Genomic DNA, 20,576 nt, shown 5'->3' with positions numbered 1-20,576 from the left:
TCGGCCTGCGTAACACCGCCAGATGATAGCAATGCCTGCATCGGCAGCCAGGCCTGAATGGGTGATGGCCGACAATGCCAAGGCACGGCGCGTTGGGCGTACTCGCCCCGCGCGACCGTCGTCACCGCTCAAGCATGGATCACACGCCAGGCATGGCGCGCGATCATCAACTCTTCATTGGTCGGGATCACCCAGGCATTGACCCGGCTCGCACGCGCGCTGATTCTCGCGAAACCACGAACCGCGTTGGCTTCGCGGTCCAGGTCGACGCCGAGCCAGCTGGCCTGTTCCAGAATTTTCGCGCGCACAGTCGGCGAGTTCTCGCCGATCCCGGCGGTGAACACCACCGCATCGAGCCCGCCCATGGCCCCGGCCAGCGACGCCAATTCGCGCGAGGCTCGGTAACAGAAGTGATCCAGCGCCAGCTTGGCGTTGCGATCGTCGGACTCTTCCAGCACCCGGCAGTCGCTCGAAACACCCGACATACCCAGCAAGCCGGAGCGGTGGTAGATCAGCTTCTCGATCGCGCGTGCATCCATGCCGCGCTGATCCATCAAATAGAGCAGCACGCCTGGATCGACGGAGCCACAGCGGGTGCCCATCGGCAGCCCCTCAACCGCGGTAAAGCCCATCGTGGTCGCCACACTGCGGCCATTGAGGATCGCACACATGCTCGCGCCATTGCCCAGGTGAAACACCACAGTGCGGCCCGCTGCAGCGCGCTCGTCATGCTGCGCCAGCACCGACGCAATGTATTCGTACGAGAGCCCATGAAAGCCGTAGCGCCGAATGCCGGCCGCGGTCATCTCATGCGGAAGCGCATACATCTGGGCGATCAAGGGCTGATCGCGGTGGAACGCAGTATCGAAGCAGGCCACCTGGGCCGCCTTGGTGCCGCTTTCGAGCAGCAGGCGAATCGGCAACAGGTTGTTTGGCTGATGCAGCGGCGCAAGCGGTACGAACGCCTCAAGCCGCCGGAGCGTGGCCGGATCCACACGCACCGGCTCGGCAAACTCGACGCCGCCATGCACCACGCGGTGCCCGAAGGCCTTGATCCTGAGGCCGTTCGTATGCGCATCGAGAAAGGCCGTCAGGTACGCCATCGCGCCTTCGTGGCCGAGCTGAAAACCGCTTGGCCAGCTATGTTCGCCAAGCACCACACCCTCGGCATCCTTGCCGACAAACCTTGGCGCAGTGAACAGCCCCTCAAGTTGCCCGCGCAAACGCAGTTGCAGATCGCCATCGACTGCGGCGAAGACGGAGAACTTCAGGCTCGATGAGCCCGCATTCAGTACGGCAATCGCTTCTGTCATAACCCCTCCCCCGAAGGGTGCCGTGAATTCGGCACGACAGCAGGCCAGCCAAGCACGCCTGCCCCGTCCGCCATCGTAGGCAAGGCCGGTTGCAGCACTCTTGCGCTGGGGCAGGAAACGACGATGGCCGGCGCCTTGCGGCAACCGGCCATCGGGAGCGGGCTAAGGGAAGATCAGCCGCGCAGGGTGCGGCGCACGTGGCGCGCGATCATCAGCTCTTCGTTGGTCGGGATCACCCACACGGCAACGGCGCTGTCGTCCATCGAGATGCGCGGACCACGCGTCTGGTTGGCCGCCGAGTTCAGGCGAACACCCAGCCAGTGCGACGCTTCGCAGATGCGCGCACGGATCAGCGCGGCGTTCTCGCCGACGCCGCCGGTGAACACCAGCGCATCGACACCACCCAGCGCAGCAGCGAACGAACCGATTTCGCGCGCAACGCGATAGACGTAGTAATCGACGGCCAGGCGGGCGCGCGACGAATCGCTCGCAAGCAAGGCACGCATGTCGCTCGACACACCCGACAAACCCAGCAGGCCGGATTCGCGATACAGCAGCTTCTCGATATCGCGCGCGTTCATGCCCTTCTGGTCCATCAGATACAGCAGCACGCCCGGGTCGATCGCGCCGCAACGCGTGCCCATCGGCAAACCGTCCAGCGCCGTGAAGCCCATCGTTGTCGCAACACCCAGCCCTGCCGACAGCGCCGCCATGCTGGCGCCGTTGCCCAGGTGCAGCACGATCGTGCGGCCGGAGGCGGCACGCTTGTCATAGTCCCCCAGCACGCTGGAGATGTACTCGTACGAGAGGCCATGGAAGCCATAGCGGCGGATGCCCTCTTCCGCGTATTCGAGCGGCAGCGCAAACAGTTCGGAAACCTGCGGCTGCGTACGGTGGAAGGCCGTGTCAAAGCACGCCACCTGCGGCAGATCCGGGAACTGCTCCATCAGCAGGCGGATCGGCGTGAGGTTGTGCGGCTGATGTAGCGGGCCGAACGGCACGTACTTCTCAAGACGCGTCATCACGCTCGCGTTGAGCTTGGCCGGTGCCGAGAACTCCAGACCGCCGTGCAGAACGCGGTGGCCGACGGCTGCAGGCCGCGGGACGCCGTGGTCTGCAAGGAAGCCGCTGATGCACTTCATCGCGCCTTCATGGCCCAGTTGCGTACCCTCAGCCCAATCCTGGCTGGCAAGCACGGTGTCGCCCGCATCTTTGGCGACGAACTTGGGGGCCGTGAACAGGCCTTCGACCTGACCACGCAGACGCAGGGCGAAATCGTCGCCAATCGATTCGAAGACGGAGAACTTCAGGCTCGATGAGCCCGCATTGATAACGAGGATAGGTTCAATCATTTTGTTTCATGGGGGTTTCGCCGGTCTGGCGATAGTGGGCAATAAGCGCCATGACGGCAGTCGAAGCCATCCGGGTTTCGACTGAATCGGCGCGGCTGGTAAGTACGATCGGCACTTTCGCACCGAGCACAATGCCGGCGCTGTCGGCGCCGGCCAGATACTGGAGTTGCTTGGCAACCATGTTGCCGGCCTCGAGGTCGGGCACGATCAGGATGTCGGCCCGCCCCGCCACCGGCGAGACAATCTTCTTGGTCTTGGCGGCCGCTTCGCTCACCGCGTTGTCGAACGCGAGCGGGCCGTCGATCACGCAGCCGGTGATCTGCTTGCGATCGGCCATCTTGCACAGCATCGCGGCATCAATCGTCGACTGGATCTTCGGGTTCACCGTCTCCACGGCAGAGAGCACGGCCACCTTGGGCATGTGGATACCCAGGATGTGCGCCAGCTCCACCGCGTTCTGCACGATGTCGACCTTCTCCTCCACCGTCGGGAAGATGTTGATCGCCGCATCCGTCACCAGAAGCATGCGCGGATAGGCCGGCACATCCATCACGAATACATGCGTCACGCGGCGCGAGGTACGCAGGCCGTTGCTGGCCTTCACCACGGCGCCCATCAACTCGTCGGTATGCAGGCTGCCTTTCATCAGCGCCTGCACTTTGCCGTGGCGTGCCATGCCGGCGGCGTGGTCCGCGGCAGCGTGGCTGTGCTCACAGTCGATCAGCTGGTAGCCGCTCAGGTCAATGTTCTCGGCCTGCGCAACGGCATGGATCTTCGCCGCCGGTCCGATCAACACCGGGATGATCAGGCCCTTGCGCGCCGCCTCGATCGGCCCGAGCAAGGAATCGCGGTCGCAAGGGTGTACCACCGCCGTCAGCACCGGCGGAATGCCCTCGCAGGCGACGTACATCTTCTCGAACGCGTCATTGCGCGGCATGTAGAACGCGGCCTTGCGCGTGTCTGCAAAACTGCCCTTGGTGCCCGGCGGCAACACCGTCAGCGACCCCCAAAGCAAGTCATCGCCGTGCTGATTGACGACGCGAATATCGAGCTGCACCGACCGGTCGGACGCATGCTTGTGACGCACCCGGACGGATGCGGTGAGCTCATCGCCATCGGTGATGAACCCGTCCGCGTGCAGTTCCTGACCGACGATGCGCGAGCCAGGGCCGGGAAGTCGCCGCGTCACCACGTTGGACATCAGCGCAACGGCGCACACGCCCTGCACCGACAGCTTCTCGTCGGTCTTGTCGGTCTCGGGGTGGAAGATTTCGGCGTCACCGGACAACTGCGACAACATCGCCACGTTGGACGCTGTCACGGTGTGGGTGATTTCCATCGACGCGCCGACGTGCAGATCGTCGTAGGTGAGGTTCTTCAACTCATCCATAGCGTCGTGTCCGCGGAAGGGGTGCTGCTGATTCTGCCCGCCATACTGCAGTGCAATATTGACAGCGATCAGCCGCGTCCCCGTCCTCGTTCATTTTGCTTAGTACACCTTCAGCCCGCGGGCGCGGAACTGCTCCTTGACCCGCTCGGTCAGCTCATTGGTCGGCGGCACGGCATCCGCCAGCGGGTACTTCAGATTCAGCGCATCCCACTTGGAACGGCCCATCTGGTGGAAGCGCAGCACATCAACGCGCTCGACGCTGCGAATGCTCGCAGTGATGTCGGCAACGCGTTCGACGTTGTCGTAATCGTCGGTCAAGCCCGGCACGAGCACGAAGCGCACCCAGGTCGGCCGGTTCAAGTCCGACAGCCGCTTGGCGTAGTCGAGCGTCGGTTGCAGCGGCTGATGCGTCACGCGGTAGTAGGTATCCGGATCGCCGGACTTGATGTCGAGCAGGTTCAGGTCGACATCCATCAGCTCTTCGTCCGATAGCTTCTCGCCCAGGCGGCCACAGGTATCGAGCGCGGTATGCAAACCGAGCTCCTTGCAGCGGCGCAGGATGCGCTTGGCAAAGCGGTGCTGCACCAGGGGCTCACCGCCACTGATCGTCACGCCGCCCTTGGAGAGTGTCAGCGGGCGCACGTACTTCTTCAGCTCCGCCATCAGGTCGCCCGCGGTCGTGGGCGTCCCGTGCATCTTGTGCCAGGTATCGGGGTTGTGGCAGTACTGACAACGCATGAGGCAGCCCGACAGAAAGACCACGGCGCGAATGCCGGGGCCATCTACCGCGCTGCCCATTTCGTACGAGTGGATGTAGCCGACGAGCTGCTGGTCCTCGTTTTCGGCGATGTCCTCGAGGTCGGCCTCGTGGATCGCAAAATGATCCGGGCCACCCGACTGGGTGGCCCCGGATTGGACCTTCAGCTCGTAGCGACTGCCGGAAAGGCGTGTCGCCACGAGGGGATCTCCTTACATGGAACCGTGGAAGGTACGGTTGATCACGTCCATCTGCTGCTCACGCGTCAGCTTGACGAAGTTCACCGCATAGCCAGAAACACGGATGGTCAGCTGCGGATACTTTTCCGGGTGCTCCATCGCATCGACCAGCATATCGCGGTTGAGCACGTTCACGTTGACGTGGAAGCCTTCGCTGCCGAAGTAGCCATCAAGGCTGCCCTTGAGCTTCTCGGTGCGCTCTTCCGACGAACCGAGCGCGCTCGGCGAGTAGGACAGCGTCAGCGAGATGCCGTCAGCGGCGTCTTCGTACGGGATCTTGGCAACCGACATCATCGCGGCCAGCGCACCGTGCGTGTCCTTCTGGTTCGACGGGTTGGCACCCGGCGCGAAGGCTTCGCCCTTCTTGCGGCCGTCCGGCGTCGAGCCGGTCTTCTTGCCGTACACCACGTTGGAGGTGATCGTCAGCACCGACTGGGTGTGCATCGCGTTGCGATACGTCGGGTACTTGCGGATCTTGTCCATCATGGTCGTCACGAGGCCGGTGGCGATTTCATCCACACGGTCGTCGTTGTTGCCGTAGCACGGGAAGTCGCCTTCGGTGACGTAGTCGACGATCAGGCCGCGCTCGTCGCGCACCACCTTGACCTTGCCGAACTTGATCGCCGAGAGGCTGTCCGCCGCGTGCGACAGACCAGCGATACCGCAGGCCATCGTGCGCAGGATGTCGCGATCATGCAGCGCCATCTCGATCGCTTCGTACGCGTACTTGTCGTGCATGTAGTGAATGATGTTCAGCGCATTCACGTAGGTCTTCGCGAGCCAGTCCATCATCGTGTCGAGACGGGCCATCACGGTGTCGTAGTCGAGGTAATCGCCTTCGAGCGGGGGCAGCACCGGGCCGACCTGCTCGCCGGAGATTTCATCGCGGCCGCCGTTGATCGCGTAAAGCATGGTCTTGGCGAGGTTCACACGGGCACCGAAGAACTGCATCTGCTTGCCGACGCGCATTGCGGACACGCAGCAGGCGATCGCGCAGTCATCGCCCCAACGCGGGCGCATCAGTTCGTCCGACTCGTACTGGATCGACGACGTGTCGATCGACACCTTCGCGCAGAAGCGCTTGAAGCCTTCCGGCAGCGCCGGCGTCCAGAACACGGTGAGGTTCGGCTCCGGCGCCGGTCCCAGCGTGTAGAGGGTGTTCAGCATGCGGAAGCTGGTCTTGGTGACCAGGGTGCGGCCGTCTTCGGCCATGCCGCCGATCGATTCGGTCGCCCACACCGGGTCGCCCGAGAACAGCTCGTTGTATTCCGGCGTGCGCAGGAAGCGGACCAGACGCAGCTTCATCACGAAGTCGTCCATGACTTCCTGGGCGAACTGCTCGGTGATGCGGCCTTCCTTCAGGTCACGCTCGAAGTACACATCGAGGAAGGTCGACACGCGGCCCACCGACATCGCGGCGCCGTTCTGCTGCTTGATCGCAGCGAGGTAGCCGAAGTAGGTCCACTGCACCGCTTGCTGCGCGGTCGCGGCCGGCTTGGAGATGTCGCAGCCGTAGTTGGCGGCCATTTCCTTGAGTTCGGCGAGCGAGCGGATTTGCTCCGAGAGCTCCTCGCGGGCACGGATCACGTCTTCGGTCGAATGGACGTCGTTCAGTTCAGCCTTTTCGCGCTTCTTCGCAGCGATCAGGAAGTCCACGCCGTACAGCGCAACACGGCGGTAGTCGCCGATGATGCGGCCGCGGCCGTAAGCGTCGGGCAAACCGGTGACGATGCCGGACTTGCGGCACGCCAGGATGCTCGGGGTGTAGGCATCGAACACGCCGGCGTTGTGGGTCTTGCGGTACTTGGTGAAGATCTCGGCAACGCGCGGATCGGCCTTGTAGCCGTAGGCCTCAAGCGAGGTCTCGACCATCCGCCAGCCGCCGTACGGCATGATCGCGCGCTTCAGCGGCGCTTCGGTCTGCAGGCCGACGACCAGTTCCAGATCCTTGTCGATATAGCCGGGGGCGTGCGCGGTGATGCCGGACGGAATCTGCGAGACATCCAGGATGCCCTTCTCGCGCTCTTCAGCCAGCAGCGGCTGGAGCTTTGCCCAGAGGGTCTTGATGCGGTCGGTCGCGCCGCAAACGAAACTGTCATCACCTTCGTACGGGGTGTAGTTACGCTGGATGAAGTCGCGCACGTCGACTTCCTTCTGCCAGCGCCCTTCGACGAAGCCGCGCCAGGGTTCGCCTACGACCTGAGTGTCATTCTTGACCGCTACATCCATGATTGCCCTCCTGTGGCATTTCTGATTTGTCGCCGTGTCCAAGGGACACGCTGTCAGCCGGGTTGCCAGACGAAGCACGTTCGCGGCGGCGATTGATGCACCGGACATCGCACGCACGGCTGACGCGATCACACGCTGGAACCGTCAATTCACCTGTGCAGCGTATGCCTCCTAAGTGGCAACAACAAGAAAGTCAGGTCAACGATTTTGCGCTTTGCGTTTGCTATAATGCGAAACATCATTGCGCATGGCGAAATCTATAAATTTCGTACATGACGCCATTAGTCGGCCTAGCGGCTTTTCCGCGCCGCACAATCGAGCCTTCAGGCGCCTTTGTTGTTACTCAATAGCTGGCCAAAGCGCCCATTTGCTCGCTTTGAAGACGGTATCGCCTTAAAGTTCACCTGAATTCGGCCGAAACAAAGGTGAAGGTGCACTCCCGCACAACAACAATGCAGCCGCATGTGACCGAACGCATGTACCTGAAGCCCGGACGGCACACTCTCTTTGCCACATCCCTTGTTTGCGCGAGCGTCGCCGCGCAAGCTGCCGGGCTTGGCGAAGCATCGCTGCGCAGCGGCCTCTCGCAGCCCCTTCGTGTCGAGATTGCGCTGGTCGGCGATGATGTCGGCGCACTTGGAAACGAGTGTTTCCGTGTGCTCACGCCAAGCGGCGCGAGCGACGATCTGCCCTGGGTTCGCAGCGCTCAGATGCGGCTGGAGCAGACCGGCAACCGCCACACGCTGGTCGTGACCACCCGTCAGGCGATCCAGGACCCCGCCTTGATGCTGGGCGTCCAGATGGACTGCGGCGTGCAGGTGCGCCGCGAGTACGCATTGCTGCTGGGCCCCACATCGGTTGACGCACCACGGACTGTGCCGGCGGAGGGCGTTTCGGCACTGCCACCCGCCCGCCCGGCCGCTTCCCGCGGGCGCGTTGAGACCTGGACCGCCGCGGAAGGCGAGAGCGCCGCTTCGATCGCCGCAGCCTTGGTACCCGGCGATCGCGCAGCGCAGCGCCGGACCGCGCGCGAAATAGTTCGTGCGAATCCCGAATTGTTTGCCGGCAATCCAAATGCCGCCCAGACGGCGCTGCCGGCCGGTACGCAACTTCAGGTGCCGATGCCGGGCGCCAAGCCCGCTCCGCGTGCAGCACCGACCGAGGCTAAAGCCCCGAAGTCGGCCCCTGAACGTCGCGTCACCCCCGAGCGCCCGGCAGAACCGTCTCCCGTGCCGCGCCCGCGGCGGGATGCGGCGAAGTCGGCTGATCGCTTGACCGTCACAACCGAGGATGGAGACGGCGCGCTGCGCCAGTCGCTTGAACTCGACGAGTCGCGTCGGCAATCCGTGCCAGACGAATCGACCCGGTCGCGCCTGCGCCGCGAGCAGCAATTGATCCTCGCGATCGACGACCGGATTGCAACCACGCTCGAGCTCAATGAGCGCATCAGGCAACTGGAAGCAGCACAGCAGCGCCTGCAGGCGGAAAACCAGCGCCTCGCAGGACTGATCGCCCAGCAGAGCGGGGCCGGCGGCACGCCCTCGCGCCTGAGCTCGTCAGCAACCCCAATCGACTGGCGCCTGATTGCCGGCGGCACGGTGCTCGTGCTGGCTGCGATTGCCGCCAGTCTCGCGTGGCGGCGCCGGCGGATCCGCATCCTTCCGGTTGAGCCCCTACCCGCCGCCGGCAGCCCGGAGCCAACGCCGGAAGAAGAGGATGCCGAGTTCGAAGGCGAGGAGCCGCTGACCCCGGCCGATATCTGGCCGGAGCGCGAAGGCGCGCCTCCGATGGGGGGCGCCGCGCACGAGAGCATCGACTGGACGCCGCCGACCCTGTCGCCGGGCGCGCTCGGACCGAGCAGCCTGCTGCACATCGACGACGAAGTCGAAGAGCACGATTCTGCGGTTGAACTCGCCGAGATCATGATGTCTTTCGGGCGCGTCCAAGGTGCCGCTGAAACGCTGGCCGATTTCATCCGCGCCAATCCGAAGCAGGCCGTACGCCCGTGGATCAAGTTGCTTGAGGTCTACAAGGCTGCATCGATGCGGGTCGAATTCGACGCACTCGCCGGCCAGTTGAACAAGACCTTCAACGTCAAGGCGGTTACCTGGGAAGAGTTCGATCAGGTCAAGGAGGCCAACGAGTCGGTCGAACAGATGGGCCACATCATCGGTCGCATCCTGAACACCTGGCGCACGCGCGAGTGTCAGGTCTATCTGCACACGCTGCTGCGCGACAACCGCAAGGGCACGCGCCAAGGATTCCCGCTCGGCATCGTTGACGACATCCTCTGCCTCAACGGCGTACTGGAAATTGAGCTCGGCGCGTTCAAGCCAACACCGGAAGAACTTGCGGCGATGGAGACACCCCCACCGCCTCCGAGCGAGACGGCCGCCGGTCCGAGCACGGTGGCCACCGAGGTCAACAGCGCCGCGTTGCCAGACGAAATCACTTTCGATGAGCACGCCCTGCCGCCTTCGCGCCCGCGTGCCCCCGCACCCGCATTCGAGCCGGAACGCACCGAGTCGATGATCGAGTTCAACCTCGACGAAGAACTCCCGCCGCTCAAACCGCGCGACCAGTAGGTCGCAGTGACGACTCAGACCGGGTTGTCGATATCCACGAAGACGCAGTGAATGCCCAGTTGCGCTTGCAGATGGGCGCCCAGTGCATGCACGCCGTAACGTTCCGTCGCATGATGGCCAGCGGCAATGTAGGGGACACCGCTTTCGCGCGCGAGATGCACGGTCGGTTCCGAAACTTCACCCGACACAAAGAGTTCGGCGCCCGCCGCAATGGCGGCCTCGAACATGCCTTGCGCCGCTCCAGTGCACCAGGCGATGCGCTCGATCTCGCCAGCCGCATCGCCCACCACCAGCGGCTCGCGGCCGAGCCGCGCGGCGAGCGAACGGGCCACCTGATCCAGTGAGGTTGGCCCCGGCAATCGACCGATCACCCCGACATCCTGATCGCCAAAGTGGGCCACCGCCTCCCAGCCCATCACGCGGGCAAGCTGAGCGTTGTTGCCCAACTCCGGGTGCACATCGAGCGGCAAGTGATAGGCGTACAGGTTCAGATCGTGGCCAAGCAGGCGCGCCAGGCGACGGCGGCGCGTTGCAATGACTCGCGGATCTTCGCCGCGCCAGAAATAGCCGTGATGCACCAGCAGGCCGTCCGCATCGTGCGCAATTGCAGCGTCGATCAACGCAAGGCTCGCGGTCACCCCGCAAACCAGGCGGCGGACCTCGGCGCGACCTTCCACCTGCAAACCGTTTGGGCAATAATCCTTGATCCGCGGGGCTCCCAGCAGTTCGTCCAGATAGCGTTGCAGTTCATCGCGATGCATTGTTTTGTCTCCCTCCCCACGGTGGGCATTCGACCACAAGGCGCCGCAGCACCCGGGAGGCCGCGCTACCCGACTCGGAATTTTGGATTATGCGCCGCTTGTGGCTGATCTTCTGCCAGGCCGTCACCGCCTCGCTGGCGGTGGTTTTCGTGCTCACCACGCTGAAGCCGGGCTGGTTTTCGGACCGCCGTACGCTTGCGCAATTCGTGCCGGTACAGGAAGCCCCACCCGCGGCCAGCGGAAGTCAGGCGGGCGCCGGCAATACCGCAGTCTCGTATGCGCCGGCGGCGGCGAAAGCCCTGCCGTCGGTGGTGCACGTATTTACCAGCAAGGAAGTGCGCCAGCCACGCAACCCTTTCGCCGACGATCCTCTGTTCCGGCACTTCTTTGGTGACCGCAACGATCCATCTGCGTCGCGAAGGGCGTCCGGGCTTGGCTCGGGGGTCATCGCCAGCCCCTCCGGTTATATCCTGACCAACAACCATGTCGTCGAACAGGCGGACGAAATCGAAGTCGCGCTCTACGACGGTCGCAAGCTCGCCGCGACCGTGGTCGGTCGCGACCCCGATACCGATCTCGCTGTGCTGCACATTGCCGCGGACAAGCTCCCGGCGGTCACCTTCGGGGCGCCCGAGGCCCTCAGGGTTGGCGACGTGGTGCTGGCCATCGGCAACCCCTTTGGCGTCGGCCAGACCGTCACAATGGGCATCGTCAGTGCGCTGGGGCGGTCGCAATTGGGGATCAGCACGTTCGAACACTTCATCCAGACCGATGCCGCCATCAACCCCGGCAATTCGGGTGGCGCGCTTGTGGACGGAAGCGGCAACCTCGTCGGCATCAACTCTGCAATCTACTCACGATCGGGTGGCTCACTGGGTATCGGCTTCGCGATCCCGGCATCGCTGGCGCGCAACGTGATGGAGCAGATCATCAAGAATGGCGAAGTCACGCGCGGCTGGATCGGCGTCGAGGTCCGCGAGGTCTCTGCAGAACAAGCCGTCAGCCTCGGGCTGCCGGCTCAGGACGGCACGCTGGTAACCGGCATCGTCAACGGCGGCCCGGCCGACAAAGGCGGGGTTGAGCCCGGCGATTTGCTGGTATCGATCAACGGCAAGGCGGTGGGCGGGCCGCAACGCATGCTCGAAACGATCGCCGCTTTGCCACCCGGCGCCGACGCTACGCTGTCGCTACGCCGCGGCGCGAAAACGGTGGAATCGCGCGTGAAGATCGGAAAACGCCCGCCGCCCGACGCAGGTAGCTAAGGCGCTGAGGCTGCAAGCCGCTCGCGCCCGGGGGCTTCGCTCAATCGCGCCCTTGAACCGCCGGGGCGTCAGGCCTTGGCGACATGAAGCGCGCCACCAGGATGCCCGCCTCGTAGAGCAGACACATCGGCACGGCCAGCATGATCTGAGAAGTGACGTCTGGCGGGGTGATGACAGCTGCGACGACAAAAGCGCCGACGATGACGTAGGAGCGGATTTCCTTCAGTTTCTCGACGGTCACCAGGCCCGCCTTGACCAGCAGGATCACCACCACCGGCACTTCAAACGTCATGCCGAAAGCGAGGAACATGGTCATCACGAAAGCCAGGTACTGCTCGATGTCCGGCGCCGGTGTGATGCTCTTCGGCGCAAATTGCGTGATGAAGGTAAACACCGTGCGAAACACGAAGAAGTAGCAGAACGCCATGCCGAGCAGGAAGAGCAGCGTGCTGGCGATCACCAGCGGCGCAGCCAGGCGCTTCTCGTGCGCATAGAGCCCGGGCGCGATGAAGGCCCAGGCCTGCCAGAGAATGAACGGTAAGGCGACAACGAAGGCCGCCATCATCGTGACCTTGATCGGCACGAAAAAGGGTGTCACGACACCCGTCGCAATCATGCGTGTGCCTTGCGGCAAGGTCTGCATCATCGGCGCAGCGAGCAGATCGTAGATGTGCGACGCAAAAGGCATCAGGCACAGGAATACGATCAGGAACGCCGCAGCGGCCCGCACCAGGCGAGTACGCAACTCGATCAGGTGCGAGATGAAACTCTCTTCTTGAAGATCTGACATGGCCGGGCTTAGCGTCGGGTTAAGTCACCCGCAGCGGGCTGTCCGAACAGATCGAGCTGCGAATCGTTGTGGGTCGGCTCTTCCGCCGTGCTTTCGACAAGCGGCGCTTCAGTAGCCGCCTCAGCTTTCGCGACCTGCACCGGCGCGAGCTCGCTGAGCTGCTCGACTTGTGGCGCGGTCACCTCGCTGACACCGGTGGCCACTGCGGATTCGACCTCGGCGGCGACGGGACGCATGCTCTCTTCGAATTCGCGCGCCTGCTCGCGGATCGAGCTTTCGACTTCACGCGCCGACTCAACCACTTGAGATTGCAGGCGACGCATTTCGTCGAGCTGGATCTCACGGCTGATGTCGGCTTTCACCTCCGCAACATGGCGTTGCATGCGACCGAGCAGATGCCCGATCGTGCGCGCAACGCGCGGCAGCTTTTCCGGGCCGATGACAACCAGTGCCACCAACCCGATCACCATCAGCTCGGAGAATCCAACGTCAAACATGCAAGGGCTCGCTCAGAAACGGAAAGGGCGCCGCCAGCGGCGCCCTGCAGTCGATCACGCAGAGGGCGATCAGCTCTTTTCCTTCTCGCGCGCAGGGGCGTCGATGGTCTGCTTGGCGATCTGAGCCGTGTCGGCCGAACCCGCGGCCGCATCGCTGCCTTCACGCATGCCCTGCTTGAAGCCCTTCACCGCGCCGCCTAGATCCTCGCCGATGTTGCGAAGCTTCTTGGTGCCGAACACGAGAAGAACGATGACCAGCACGATCAGCCAGTGCCAGATGCTGAATGAACCCATTTGAAGCGCTCCTCAATACTTGATCATGGCTGGCAACGGTGCACCGCCGCCAATGATGTGGGCGTGGAGATGATACACCTCCTGTCCACCCACCTTGCCCGAGTTGATGATCGTGCGGAATCCATCGGTCGCGCCTTGCTCGGCAGCAATTTTTCCCACGACGGAGAAAAGGCGTCCAAGCACTTCGGCGTCGTCAACCGTCGCAGTAGCGAGCGACTCGATGTGTTGTTTCGGGATTACAAGCACGTGCACCGGGGCGATCGGACGGATGTCCTTGAACGCCAGCACGAGTTCGTCTTCGTAGACTTTTGCCGCCGGGATCTCTCCGCGTGCGATGCGGCAGAAAATACAGTCGCTCATGGCTGCACCCGGGCGGCCTTTTCGTCGATGCCCGAGATGCCCTCGCGACGACGGAATTCGACCAGCACATCGTCAACCGACAGGCCGAACTGGGACAGCAACACCATGCTGTGGAACCAGAGATCCGTCACTTCGTAAACGATATGGCGCAAGTCACCATCCTTGGCGGCCATGATGGTCTCGGCCGCCTCTTCGGCGACTTTCTTGCAGATCGCGTCGGTCCCCTTGGCATACAGGCTCGCGACATAAGAACTGTCCGCCGATGCACCCTTGCGTTCGGCGAGCGTGCGCCCGAGGCGCTGCAGCACTTCCGGGTCGATCATTTGTAGATGTCCTTCGGGTCTTTGAGAACCGGATCGACCGCCTGCCACTGCGCACCATCGTGCAGGCGGGTGAAGAAGCAGGAACGCCGACCAGTATGGCAAGCGATGCCGCCCTCCTGCTCGATCTTCAACAGCACGACATCGCCGTCGCAATCGAGGCGGATTTCGCGCACGCGCTGCACATGGCCCGACTCCTCACCCTTGTGCCAGATCTTGCGGCGCGAGCGGCTCCAGTACACCGCCTCGCCGGTCTCGACGGTGCGAGCCAGTGCGTCGCGGTTCATCCATGCGAACATCAGCACGTCACCGGTATCGGCATCCTGCGCGATCACCGGCACGAGGCCCTGGTCGTCCCAAGTGACTTCGTTGAGCCAGCGGGTTTCCGTCACGGCCGCGTTCACAGTCGCACCTCAATGCCTTGGCTACGCATGAACTCCTTGGCTTCGCGCACCGTGTGCTGGCCGAAGTGAAAGATGCTCGCCGCGAGCACCGCGTCGGCACGGCCTTCGGTGACACCGTCGGCCAGATGCTGCAGATTGCCGACACCGCCGCTCGCGATGACGGGAATCGACACCGCATCTGACACTGCGCGCGTCAGGCCAAGGTCGAAACCGTTCTTCGTGCCATCGCGATCCATGCTGGTCAGCAGGATCTCGCCCGCGCCGAGTGCCGCAACCCGCTGCGCCCACTCGATGGCGTCGAGCCCGGTGTTTTTGCGGCCGCCATGCGTAAAGACCTGCCACTTGCCCGGCGCGACCTGCTTGGCGTCGATCGCAACGACGATACATTGCGAGCCGACCTTGCCTGAGGCATCCGCCACCAGTTGCGGGTTGTTCACCGCGGCAGTGTTCATCGAAACCTTGTCGGCACCCGCGTTGAGCAGGCGCCGCACATCGGCGACTTCACGCACGCCACCGCCGACCGTCAGCGGGATGAAGACCTGCTCCGCGACTTGCTCAACCACATGCAGGATGATGTCGCGGTCGTCGGAACTGGCCGTGATGTCGAGAAAGGTGATCTCGTCCGCGCCCTGGTCGTCGTAGCGACGCGCGATCTCGACCGGGTCACCCGCATCACGCAGCTCGACGAAGTTCACGCCCTTGACCACGCGCCCGGCGTTGACATCGAGACAGGGGATGATGCGTTTGGCCAGCATGAATCAGCCTTCCGTCACGCCGTTGAGCTCATCGGCGCGCGCCTGCGCGACCTTGAAGTCGAACTTGCCTTCGTAGATCGCACGGCCGGTAATTGCCCCGATCACGCCCTCTTCTTCGACCGCGCACAAGGCGTCGATATCGGCAAGGCTGCCGATGCCGCCGCTGGCGATCACAGGAATGCGCAGCGCCTGGGCGAGCTTCACGGTGGCCTCGATATTCACGCCGCCGAGCATGCCGTCACGGCCGATGTCGGTGTAGATGACCGATTCGACACCGTAATCCTCGAACTTCTTGGCGAGGTCGATCACGTCATGGCCGGTGAGCTTCGACCAGCCATCCACCGCCACCTTGCCATCCTTCGCGTCGATGCCGACGATGATATGGCCCGGGAAGGCGCTGCACGCATCGTGCAGGAAACCGGGGTTCTTCACCGCAGCGGTGCCAATGATGACGTAGCTGATGCCATCGTCGAGGTAACGCTCGATCGTATCCAGGTCACGAATGCCGCCACCGAGCTGCACCGGGATGTCATCGCCCACGGCAGCGACGATCTGCTTGATGACGCCTTCGTTCTTCGGCTTGCCTGCAACAGCCCCGTTGAGATCGACGAGGTGGAGCCGACGCGCGCCCTGGGCGAGCCAGTGGCGAGCCATTTCAGCCGGATCTTCAGAAAATACGGTCACATCTTCCATGTCGCCCTGTTTGAGGCGCACGCAGTGTCCGTCCTTGAGGTCGATCGCGGGAATCAGGAGCATAGTCAGGTCAACGCAGCTAGGTTGGTAGTTGGCGCGCCCGAAGCAACACGGCTTCGATCCATTCGCACCTGTTGGAAGTTGGAACCGGCCTCAGGGCTTCCAGCGCACGAAGTTCGCGAGCAGCTGCAGCCCTGCAGCAGCGCTCTTCTCCGGGTGGAACTGGGTCGCAAAAATATTATCCCGCGCCACCGCACTGGTAAAGGCAATGCCGTAGTGCGTGCGAGCCACCGCATCGGCCGCGTCGCGCGGCGCGCAGTAGAAGCTATGCACGAAGTAGAACCGGGCGTTCGGCGCGATGCCGTCGAACAGGGGATGCGCGCGCAGCGCCTCGACCTCGTTCCAGCCCATATGTGGCACCTTGAGATGACTTCCGTCTCCGGCCGTCATGGCCGAAGAGAACTTCGGCACCTCACCACCGATCAAGCCGAGGCCGGCGGTGTCGCCCTCCTCGCCATGATCGAACAGCATCTGCATCCCGACGCAGACGCCCAGAAACGGCTTGCTGCGCGAAGCACGTTCCACCGCATCGCGCAGGCCACGCGCGAGGAACTCGCGCATGCAATCGTGCAGCGCGCCCTGCCCCGGCACGACCACGCGATCGGCGGCGTCAAGCTGAGCCGGCTCGGCAGTAACAATCACCTGCGCCTCAGGCGCAACATGCTCGAGCGCCTTGGCCACCGAGCGCAGGTTGCCCATCCCGTAATCAACAACGGCAATCTTCATCGCGACCTCAGAGCGAACCTTTGGTCGACGGCATCATGCCCGCAGCGCGGGGGTCTTCCGTCGTTGCCATGCGCAGCGCACGGGCAAAAGCCTTGAAGATGGTTTCGCACTGGTGGTGCGCATTGCGACCACGCAGGTTATCGATATGCAGCGTGACACCCGCGTGGTTCACAAAGCCCTGGAAGAACTCGTGCACAAGCTGGGTATCCAGCCCGCCGATCATGCCCGCCGTGAAGTCGCAGTGCAGTTCGAGCCCTGGACGACCGGAAAGGTCGACCACGACGCGCGACAGCGCCTCGTCGAGCGGCACATAGGCGTGACCGTAACGGGTGAGACCTTTCTTGTCGCCGACCGCTTTGGCAAAGGCCTGGCCGATCGCGATACCGACGTCTTCCACCGTGTGGTGGCCATCGATATGCAGGTCGCCTTCACATTGAACGTCCAGGTCGATCAGGCCGTGGCGGGCGATTTGATCGAGCATGTGATCAAAGAACCCGATTCCGGTGGCGAGCTTGGACTGACCGGTGCCGTCCAGGTTGAGCCGCACGGTGATACGGGTCTCGAGCGTGTTACGGGTGACTTCGACTTGCCGCATGGCGCACTATCGGGCGGGAACGCCCATCGGGGGTTGGGATCGAAGGGCCATGATAGCATTGCCTCGTTGCGCCGCAGCAGTGTTGCAGGCTCGCCACGACCCCCGAATTTTCCACTCGCCAAGATCACCATGAGCCGTTTCTGGAGTGACGTCGTCCGAGGCCTGACGCCGTACGTACCGGGCGAACAGCCCAAGCTGGCCAACCTGGTCAAGCTCAATACCAACGAGAACCCCTACGGCCCGAGCCCCCGTGCGCTGGAAGCCATCGCCGCCGAGGCCGGGGACTCGCTACGCCTTTACCCGGATCCAAACGCCGATCGGCTCAAGGCCGCGATCGCCGCCCACCATGGCATTACCCCGGCGCAGGTCTTCGTCGGCAATGGTTCGGACGAGGTGCTGGCGCACGCATTCATGGCGCTGCTCAAGCACGACGCGCCGTTGCTGTTCCCGGACATTTCCTACAGCTTCTATCCGGTCTATTGCGGCCTTTACGGCATCGAGCCGGGCATCGTGCCGCTCGATGACCATTTCGGCATCCGCATCGACGATTACATCGGCCGCACCAATGGCGGGATCATTTTCCCGAACCCGAACGCCCCGACCGGCTGCCTGCTGCCGCTGAGCGAAATCGAACGCCTGCTGGAACACAACACCAATTCAGTCGTAGTCGTTGACGAAGCCTATGTCGATTTCGGCGGCGAGAGCGCAATCAGCCTGATCGATCGCTTCCCCAATCTGTTGGTGGTGCAAACGCTATCGAAGTCGCGCTCGCTCGCAGGCCTGCGTGTTGGCTTCGCGGCGGGCCATCCTGATCTGATCGAGGCCCTTGAGCGGGTGAAGAACAGCTTCAACTCCTATCCGCTTGACCGGCTGGCGATCGCCGGCGCGGTCGCGGCGTTTGAAGACGACGCGTATTTCCGTGCGTGCTGCGACAAGGTCGTCGCGAGCCGGACGCGGCTCGTGGATGCACTCGCAGGCCTCGGCTTCGAGGTGCTGCCGTCCGCCGCCAACTTCATCTTTGCACGACATCCTCAACGCGATGCCGCTCAGCTCGCGGCGCAACTCCGCGAACGCAGCATTATCGTGCGGCACTTCCGTCAGCCGCGAATCGAGCAGTTCCTGCGCATCACGATCGGCACCGACGCGCAGTGCGACACGCTGCTGCAAGCACTGGCCGAGATTCTCGCCGGCTGAGCTGGCGCACCGGCACAAGTAAAACGGCCGCCCGAGGGCGGCCGTTTTGTTTCAGTCCGCTTCGACCCGCAACTCGGCGGATCTCGCGTGTGCCTGTAACCCTTCTCCGTGCGCGAGGATTGACGCTGTTTTGCCCAGGCGCTGCGCGCCAGCCTTCGACATCCGGATCACCGAGCTGCGCTTCTGGAAGTCGTACACGCCGAGCGGCGACGAGAAGCGCGCACTGCGAGAAGTCGGCAGCACATGGTTCGGGCCAGCGCAGTAGTCCCCCAGCGCCTCAACCGACCAGTGGCCAACGAAAATCGCGCCGGCATGACGGATCTTTGCGACCAGCGGGTCGGCGTCCTCGACCGACAGCTCCAGGTGCTCGGGCGCAATCTGGTTCGCGATCTCGCAGGCCTCATCGAGATCGCGCACGCGAATCAACGCGCCGCGGTTATCGAGCGAGGTGCGGATCGTTGCGGCACGCGGCATCGTCGGCAGCAGCTTGTCGATCGACGCCGCCACTGCATCAAGGAAGGCCGCGTCGGGACACAACAAAATCGACTGCGCCATCTCATCGTGCTCGGCCTGCGCGAACAGATCCATCGCCACCCAATCGGGGTTGCCACTGCCATCAGAGATGATCAGCACTTCGGACGGGCCGGCCACCATGTCGATGCCCACCGTGCCAAATACGCGACGCTTGGCTGCCGCCACATAGGCGTTGCCCGGGCCGACGATCTTGTCCACCTGGGGGATCGTCTGCGTGCCGTAAGCCAGCGCAGCAACCGCCTGAGCGCCGCCGATCGTAAACACGCGATCGACGCCCGCCACCGCAGCAGCGGCCAGCACCAGCGCATTGCGCTCGCCGCGCGGCGTCGGCACCACCATGATCAATTCGCGCACACCCGCGACTTTGGCCGGGATCGCGTTCATCAGCACCGAGCTTGGATACGCCGCCTTGCCACCGGGAACGTAGAGTCCGGCGCGGTCAAGCGGGGTGACCTGCTGACCAAGACGCGTGCCGTCGGCCTCTTCATAGTCCCAGCTCGTTAGCGGCTGGCGCTCGTGGTAGGCGCGGACCCGTGCAGCAGCCTCTTCGAGTGCGGTGCGCTGCGCCGCCGGCAAACCCGCCAGGGCCGCATCGAGATCGGCGCGAGAGAGTTCGAGTTCGGCAAGCGACGCGCCCTCCACGCCGTCGAAACGACGGGTGTAGGCAAGCACCGCCGCATCGCCCTCCAGGCGCACAGCGGCCAGGATTTCGCTGACCGCGCGCTCGACCGCTTCATCCGTCGAGGCCTCGAACGCGAGCAACTTCGAAAGCCGCGCGTCGAAACCGGCTTCGGCCGACGAAAGACGCAGGATTCCGGTCATTTGACCACCCCGGCAAACGCATCAATCACAGGTTGCAGCAGCGCATGCTTCATCTTCAGCGAAGCCTGGTTCACCACCAGCCGCGAGCTGATCGCCATGATTTCCTCAACCTCGACCAGATTGTTCGCGCGCAGCGTGCCGCCGCTGGAAACCAGATCGACGATCGCGTCAGCCAGCCCGACCAAGGGCGCGAGTTCCATCGAGCCATACAGCTTGATCAGGTCGACATGCACACCCTTGCTCGCGAAGTGGTCGCGCGCAGTCTGCATGTACTTCGTCGCGACGCGGATACGCGCACCACGCTGCACCGCCGCGGCGTAGTCAAAGCCTTTCGGCACCGCAACGCACATGCGGCAGCGCGCGATCTTCAGATCGAGCGGCTGGTAGAGCCCTGCGCCACCGTGTTCGATCAGCACGTCCTTGCCGGCAATGCCGAGATCGGCCGCGCCGTACTGCACATAGGTCGGCGTGTCGCTCGCACGAACGATGACCAAGCGGACGTCCGGCCGGTTGGTGTCGATGATCAGTTTGCGCGACTTCTCCGGGTCATCGATCGGCGTGATTCCGGCGGCAGCCAGGAGCGGCAGCGTGTCTTCAAAGATGCGCCCTTTCGAGAGCGCAAGCGTGATGCCATCAAAGGCCAT

21 protein-coding genes are annotated in these 20,576 nt (G+C 63.6%); 3 read left to right on the top strand and 18 right to left on the bottom strand.

Annotation, left to right across the window (positions count from 1 at the left end):
* Nucleotides 1-128 precede the first annotated feature (128 nt).
* From HH302_RS17505 to pflB, 5 genes are all read right to left on the bottom strand, one after another.
* Nucleotides 129-1,313 carry an acetate/propionate family kinase gene (locus HH302_RS17505; RefSeq protein ID WP_172203553.1) on the bottom strand — a complete coding sequence of 395 codons (1,185 nt, stop codon included), beginning with the start codon at nucleotides 1,311-1,313 and terminating at the stop codon, nucleotides 129-131.
* A 173-nt stretch (nucleotides 1,314-1,486) separates the two neighbouring features.
* The gene (locus HH302_RS17500; RefSeq protein WP_172203552.1) at nucleotides 1,487-2,665 is read right to left on the bottom strand and encodes an acetate/propionate family kinase; all 1,179 of its coding nucleotides are present in this window, start codon (nucleotides 2,663-2,665) and stop codon (nucleotides 1,487-1,489) included.
* Complete coding sequence (locus tag HH302_RS17495) at nucleotides 2,658-4,055, bottom strand: bifunctional enoyl-CoA hydratase/phosphate acetyltransferase (RefSeq protein WP_172203551.1); 1,398 nt, start codon at nucleotides 4,053-4,055, stop codon at nucleotides 2,658-2,660. The genes HH302_RS17500 and HH302_RS17495 overlap by 8 nt, the downstream gene beginning before the upstream one ends.
* A 99-nt stretch (nucleotides 4,056-4,154) precedes the next feature.
* A complete protein-coding gene (gene pflA / locus HH302_RS17490) occupies nucleotides 4,155-5,012 on the bottom strand; it encodes a pyruvate formate-lyase-activating protein (protein ID WP_172203550.1) in 858 nt (285 codons plus the stop codon).
* Between the two features lie 12 nt (nucleotides 5,013-5,024).
* Nucleotides 5,025-7,280: a formate C-acetyltransferase gene (pflB, locus tag HH302_RS17485; RefSeq protein WP_172203549.1), complete on the bottom strand. Its 2,256-nt coding sequence runs from the start codon at nucleotides 7,278-7,280 to the stop codon at nucleotides 5,025-5,027.
* Between the two features lie 464 nt (nucleotides 7,281-7,744).
* On the opposite strand from pflB, the gene HH302_RS17480 reads away from it, so the two are divergent.
* Entirely contained in the window at nucleotides 7,745-9,865 is a 2,121-nt protein-coding gene (locus HH302_RS17480; RefSeq protein ID WP_172203548.1) for a FimV family protein, read from the top strand.
* 14 nt (nucleotides 9,866-9,879) lie between these two features.
* Here HH302_RS17480 and HH302_RS17475 read toward each other — a convergent pair whose 3' ends face one another.
* On the bottom strand, nucleotides 9,880-10,626 hold the full coding sequence (locus HH302_RS17475; protein WP_172203547.1) for a Nif3-like dinuclear metal center hexameric protein: 747 nt from the start codon (nucleotides 10,624-10,626) through the stop codon (nucleotides 9,880-9,882).
* Between the two features lie 89 nt (nucleotides 10,627-10,715).
* On the opposite strand from HH302_RS17475, the gene HH302_RS17470 reads away from it, so the two are divergent.
* On the top strand, nucleotides 10,716-11,888 hold the full coding sequence (locus HH302_RS17470; RefSeq protein ID WP_172203546.1) for a trypsin-like peptidase domain-containing protein: 1,173 nt from the start codon (nucleotides 10,716-10,718) through the stop codon (nucleotides 11,886-11,888).
* 40 nt (nucleotides 11,889-11,928) lie between these two features.
* Here HH302_RS17470 and tatC read toward each other — a convergent pair whose 3' ends face one another.
* From tatC to hisB, 10 genes are all read right to left on the bottom strand, one after another.
* Nucleotides 11,929-12,678, bottom strand: a complete 750-nt coding sequence (tatC, locus tag HH302_RS17465) for a twin-arginine translocase subunit TatC (protein ID WP_172203545.1) — start codon at nucleotides 12,676-12,678, stop codon at nucleotides 11,929-11,931.
* Between the two features lie 8 nt (nucleotides 12,679-12,686).
* On the bottom strand, nucleotides 12,687-13,175 hold the full coding sequence (tatB, locus tag HH302_RS17460) for a Sec-independent protein translocase protein TatB (protein WP_172203544.1): 489 nt from the start codon (nucleotides 13,173-13,175) through the stop codon (nucleotides 12,687-12,689).
* Nucleotides 13,176-13,244: 69 nt separating this feature from the next.
* Nucleotides 13,245-13,469, bottom strand: coding sequence for a Sec-independent protein translocase subunit TatA (tatA, locus tag HH302_RS17455; protein ID WP_172203543.1), 225 nt, complete (start codon nucleotides 13,467-13,469; stop codon nucleotides 13,245-13,247).
* Nucleotides 13,470-13,481: 12 nt separating this feature from the next.
* A complete protein-coding gene (locus tag HH302_RS17450; RefSeq protein ID WP_172203542.1) occupies nucleotides 13,482-13,829 on the bottom strand; it encodes a histidine triad nucleotide-binding protein in 348 nt (115 codons plus the stop codon).
* Nucleotides 13,826-14,152, bottom strand: a complete 327-nt coding sequence (locus tag HH302_RS17445) for a phosphoribosyl-ATP diphosphatase (RefSeq protein WP_172203541.1) — start codon at nucleotides 14,150-14,152, stop codon at nucleotides 13,826-13,828. The genes HH302_RS17450 and HH302_RS17445 overlap by 4 nt, the downstream gene beginning before the upstream one ends.
* Entirely contained in the window at nucleotides 14,149-14,541 is a 393-nt protein-coding gene (gene hisI / locus HH302_RS17440; protein WP_172203540.1) for a phosphoribosyl-AMP cyclohydrolase, read from the bottom strand. Before hisI ends, HH302_RS17445 begins: the two co-directional genes overlap by 4 nt.
* A gap of 8 nt (nucleotides 14,542-14,549) precedes the next feature.
* Nucleotides 14,550-15,308, bottom strand: a complete 759-nt coding sequence (gene hisF, locus HH302_RS17435) for an imidazole glycerol phosphate synthase subunit HisF (RefSeq protein WP_172203539.1) — start codon at nucleotides 15,306-15,308, stop codon at nucleotides 14,550-14,552.
* Between the two features lie 3 nt (nucleotides 15,309-15,311).
* Entirely contained in the window at nucleotides 15,312-16,064 is a 753-nt protein-coding gene (gene hisA / locus HH302_RS17430) for a 1-(5-phosphoribosyl)-5-[(5-phosphoribosylamino)methylideneamino]imidazole-4-carboxamide isomerase (protein WP_172203538.1), read from the bottom strand.
* Between the two features lie 90 nt (nucleotides 16,065-16,154).
* Complete coding sequence (gene hisH / locus HH302_RS17425; RefSeq protein ID WP_172203537.1) at nucleotides 16,155-16,787, bottom strand: imidazole glycerol phosphate synthase subunit HisH; 633 nt, start codon at nucleotides 16,785-16,787, stop codon at nucleotides 16,155-16,157.
* Nucleotides 16,788-16,794: 7 nt separating this feature from the next.
* Entirely contained in the window at nucleotides 16,795-17,382 is a 588-nt protein-coding gene (gene hisB / locus HH302_RS17420) for an imidazoleglycerol-phosphate dehydratase HisB (RefSeq protein ID WP_172203536.1), read from the bottom strand.
* A gap of 129 nt (nucleotides 17,383-17,511) precedes the next feature.
* On the opposite strand from hisB, the gene hisC reads away from it, so the two are divergent.
* On the top strand, nucleotides 17,512-18,576 hold the full coding sequence (gene hisC / locus HH302_RS17415) for a histidinol-phosphate transaminase (protein ID WP_172203535.1): 1,065 nt from the start codon (nucleotides 17,512-17,514) through the stop codon (nucleotides 18,574-18,576).
* Between the two features lie 51 nt (nucleotides 18,577-18,627).
* Here hisC and hisD read toward each other — a convergent pair whose 3' ends face one another.
* Together hisD and hisG are read right to left on the bottom strand one after the other, a co-directional pair.
* Nucleotides 18,628-19,932 (bottom strand): histidinol dehydrogenase, encoded by a 1,305-nt coding sequence (gene hisD, locus HH302_RS17410; protein WP_172203534.1) that lies wholly within the window; start codon nucleotides 19,930-19,932, stop codon nucleotides 18,628-18,630.
* Nucleotides 19,929-20,576 carry an ATP phosphoribosyltransferase gene (hisG, locus tag HH302_RS17405; protein ID WP_172203533.1) on the bottom strand — a complete coding sequence of 216 codons (648 nt, stop codon included), beginning with the start codon at nucleotides 20,574-20,576 and terminating at the stop codon, nucleotides 19,929-19,931. Before hisG ends, hisD begins: the two co-directional genes overlap by 4 nt.

This window comes from Niveibacterium sp. COAC-50, from assembly GCF_013184235.1.
GTDB classification, from domain to species: Bacteria; Pseudomonadota; Gammaproteobacteria; order Burkholderiales; family Rhodocyclaceae; genus Niveibacterium; species Niveibacterium microcysteis.
Note: the sequence above shows the minus strand (reverse complement) of the source record. Positions and strands in the feature narration are given on the sequence as shown.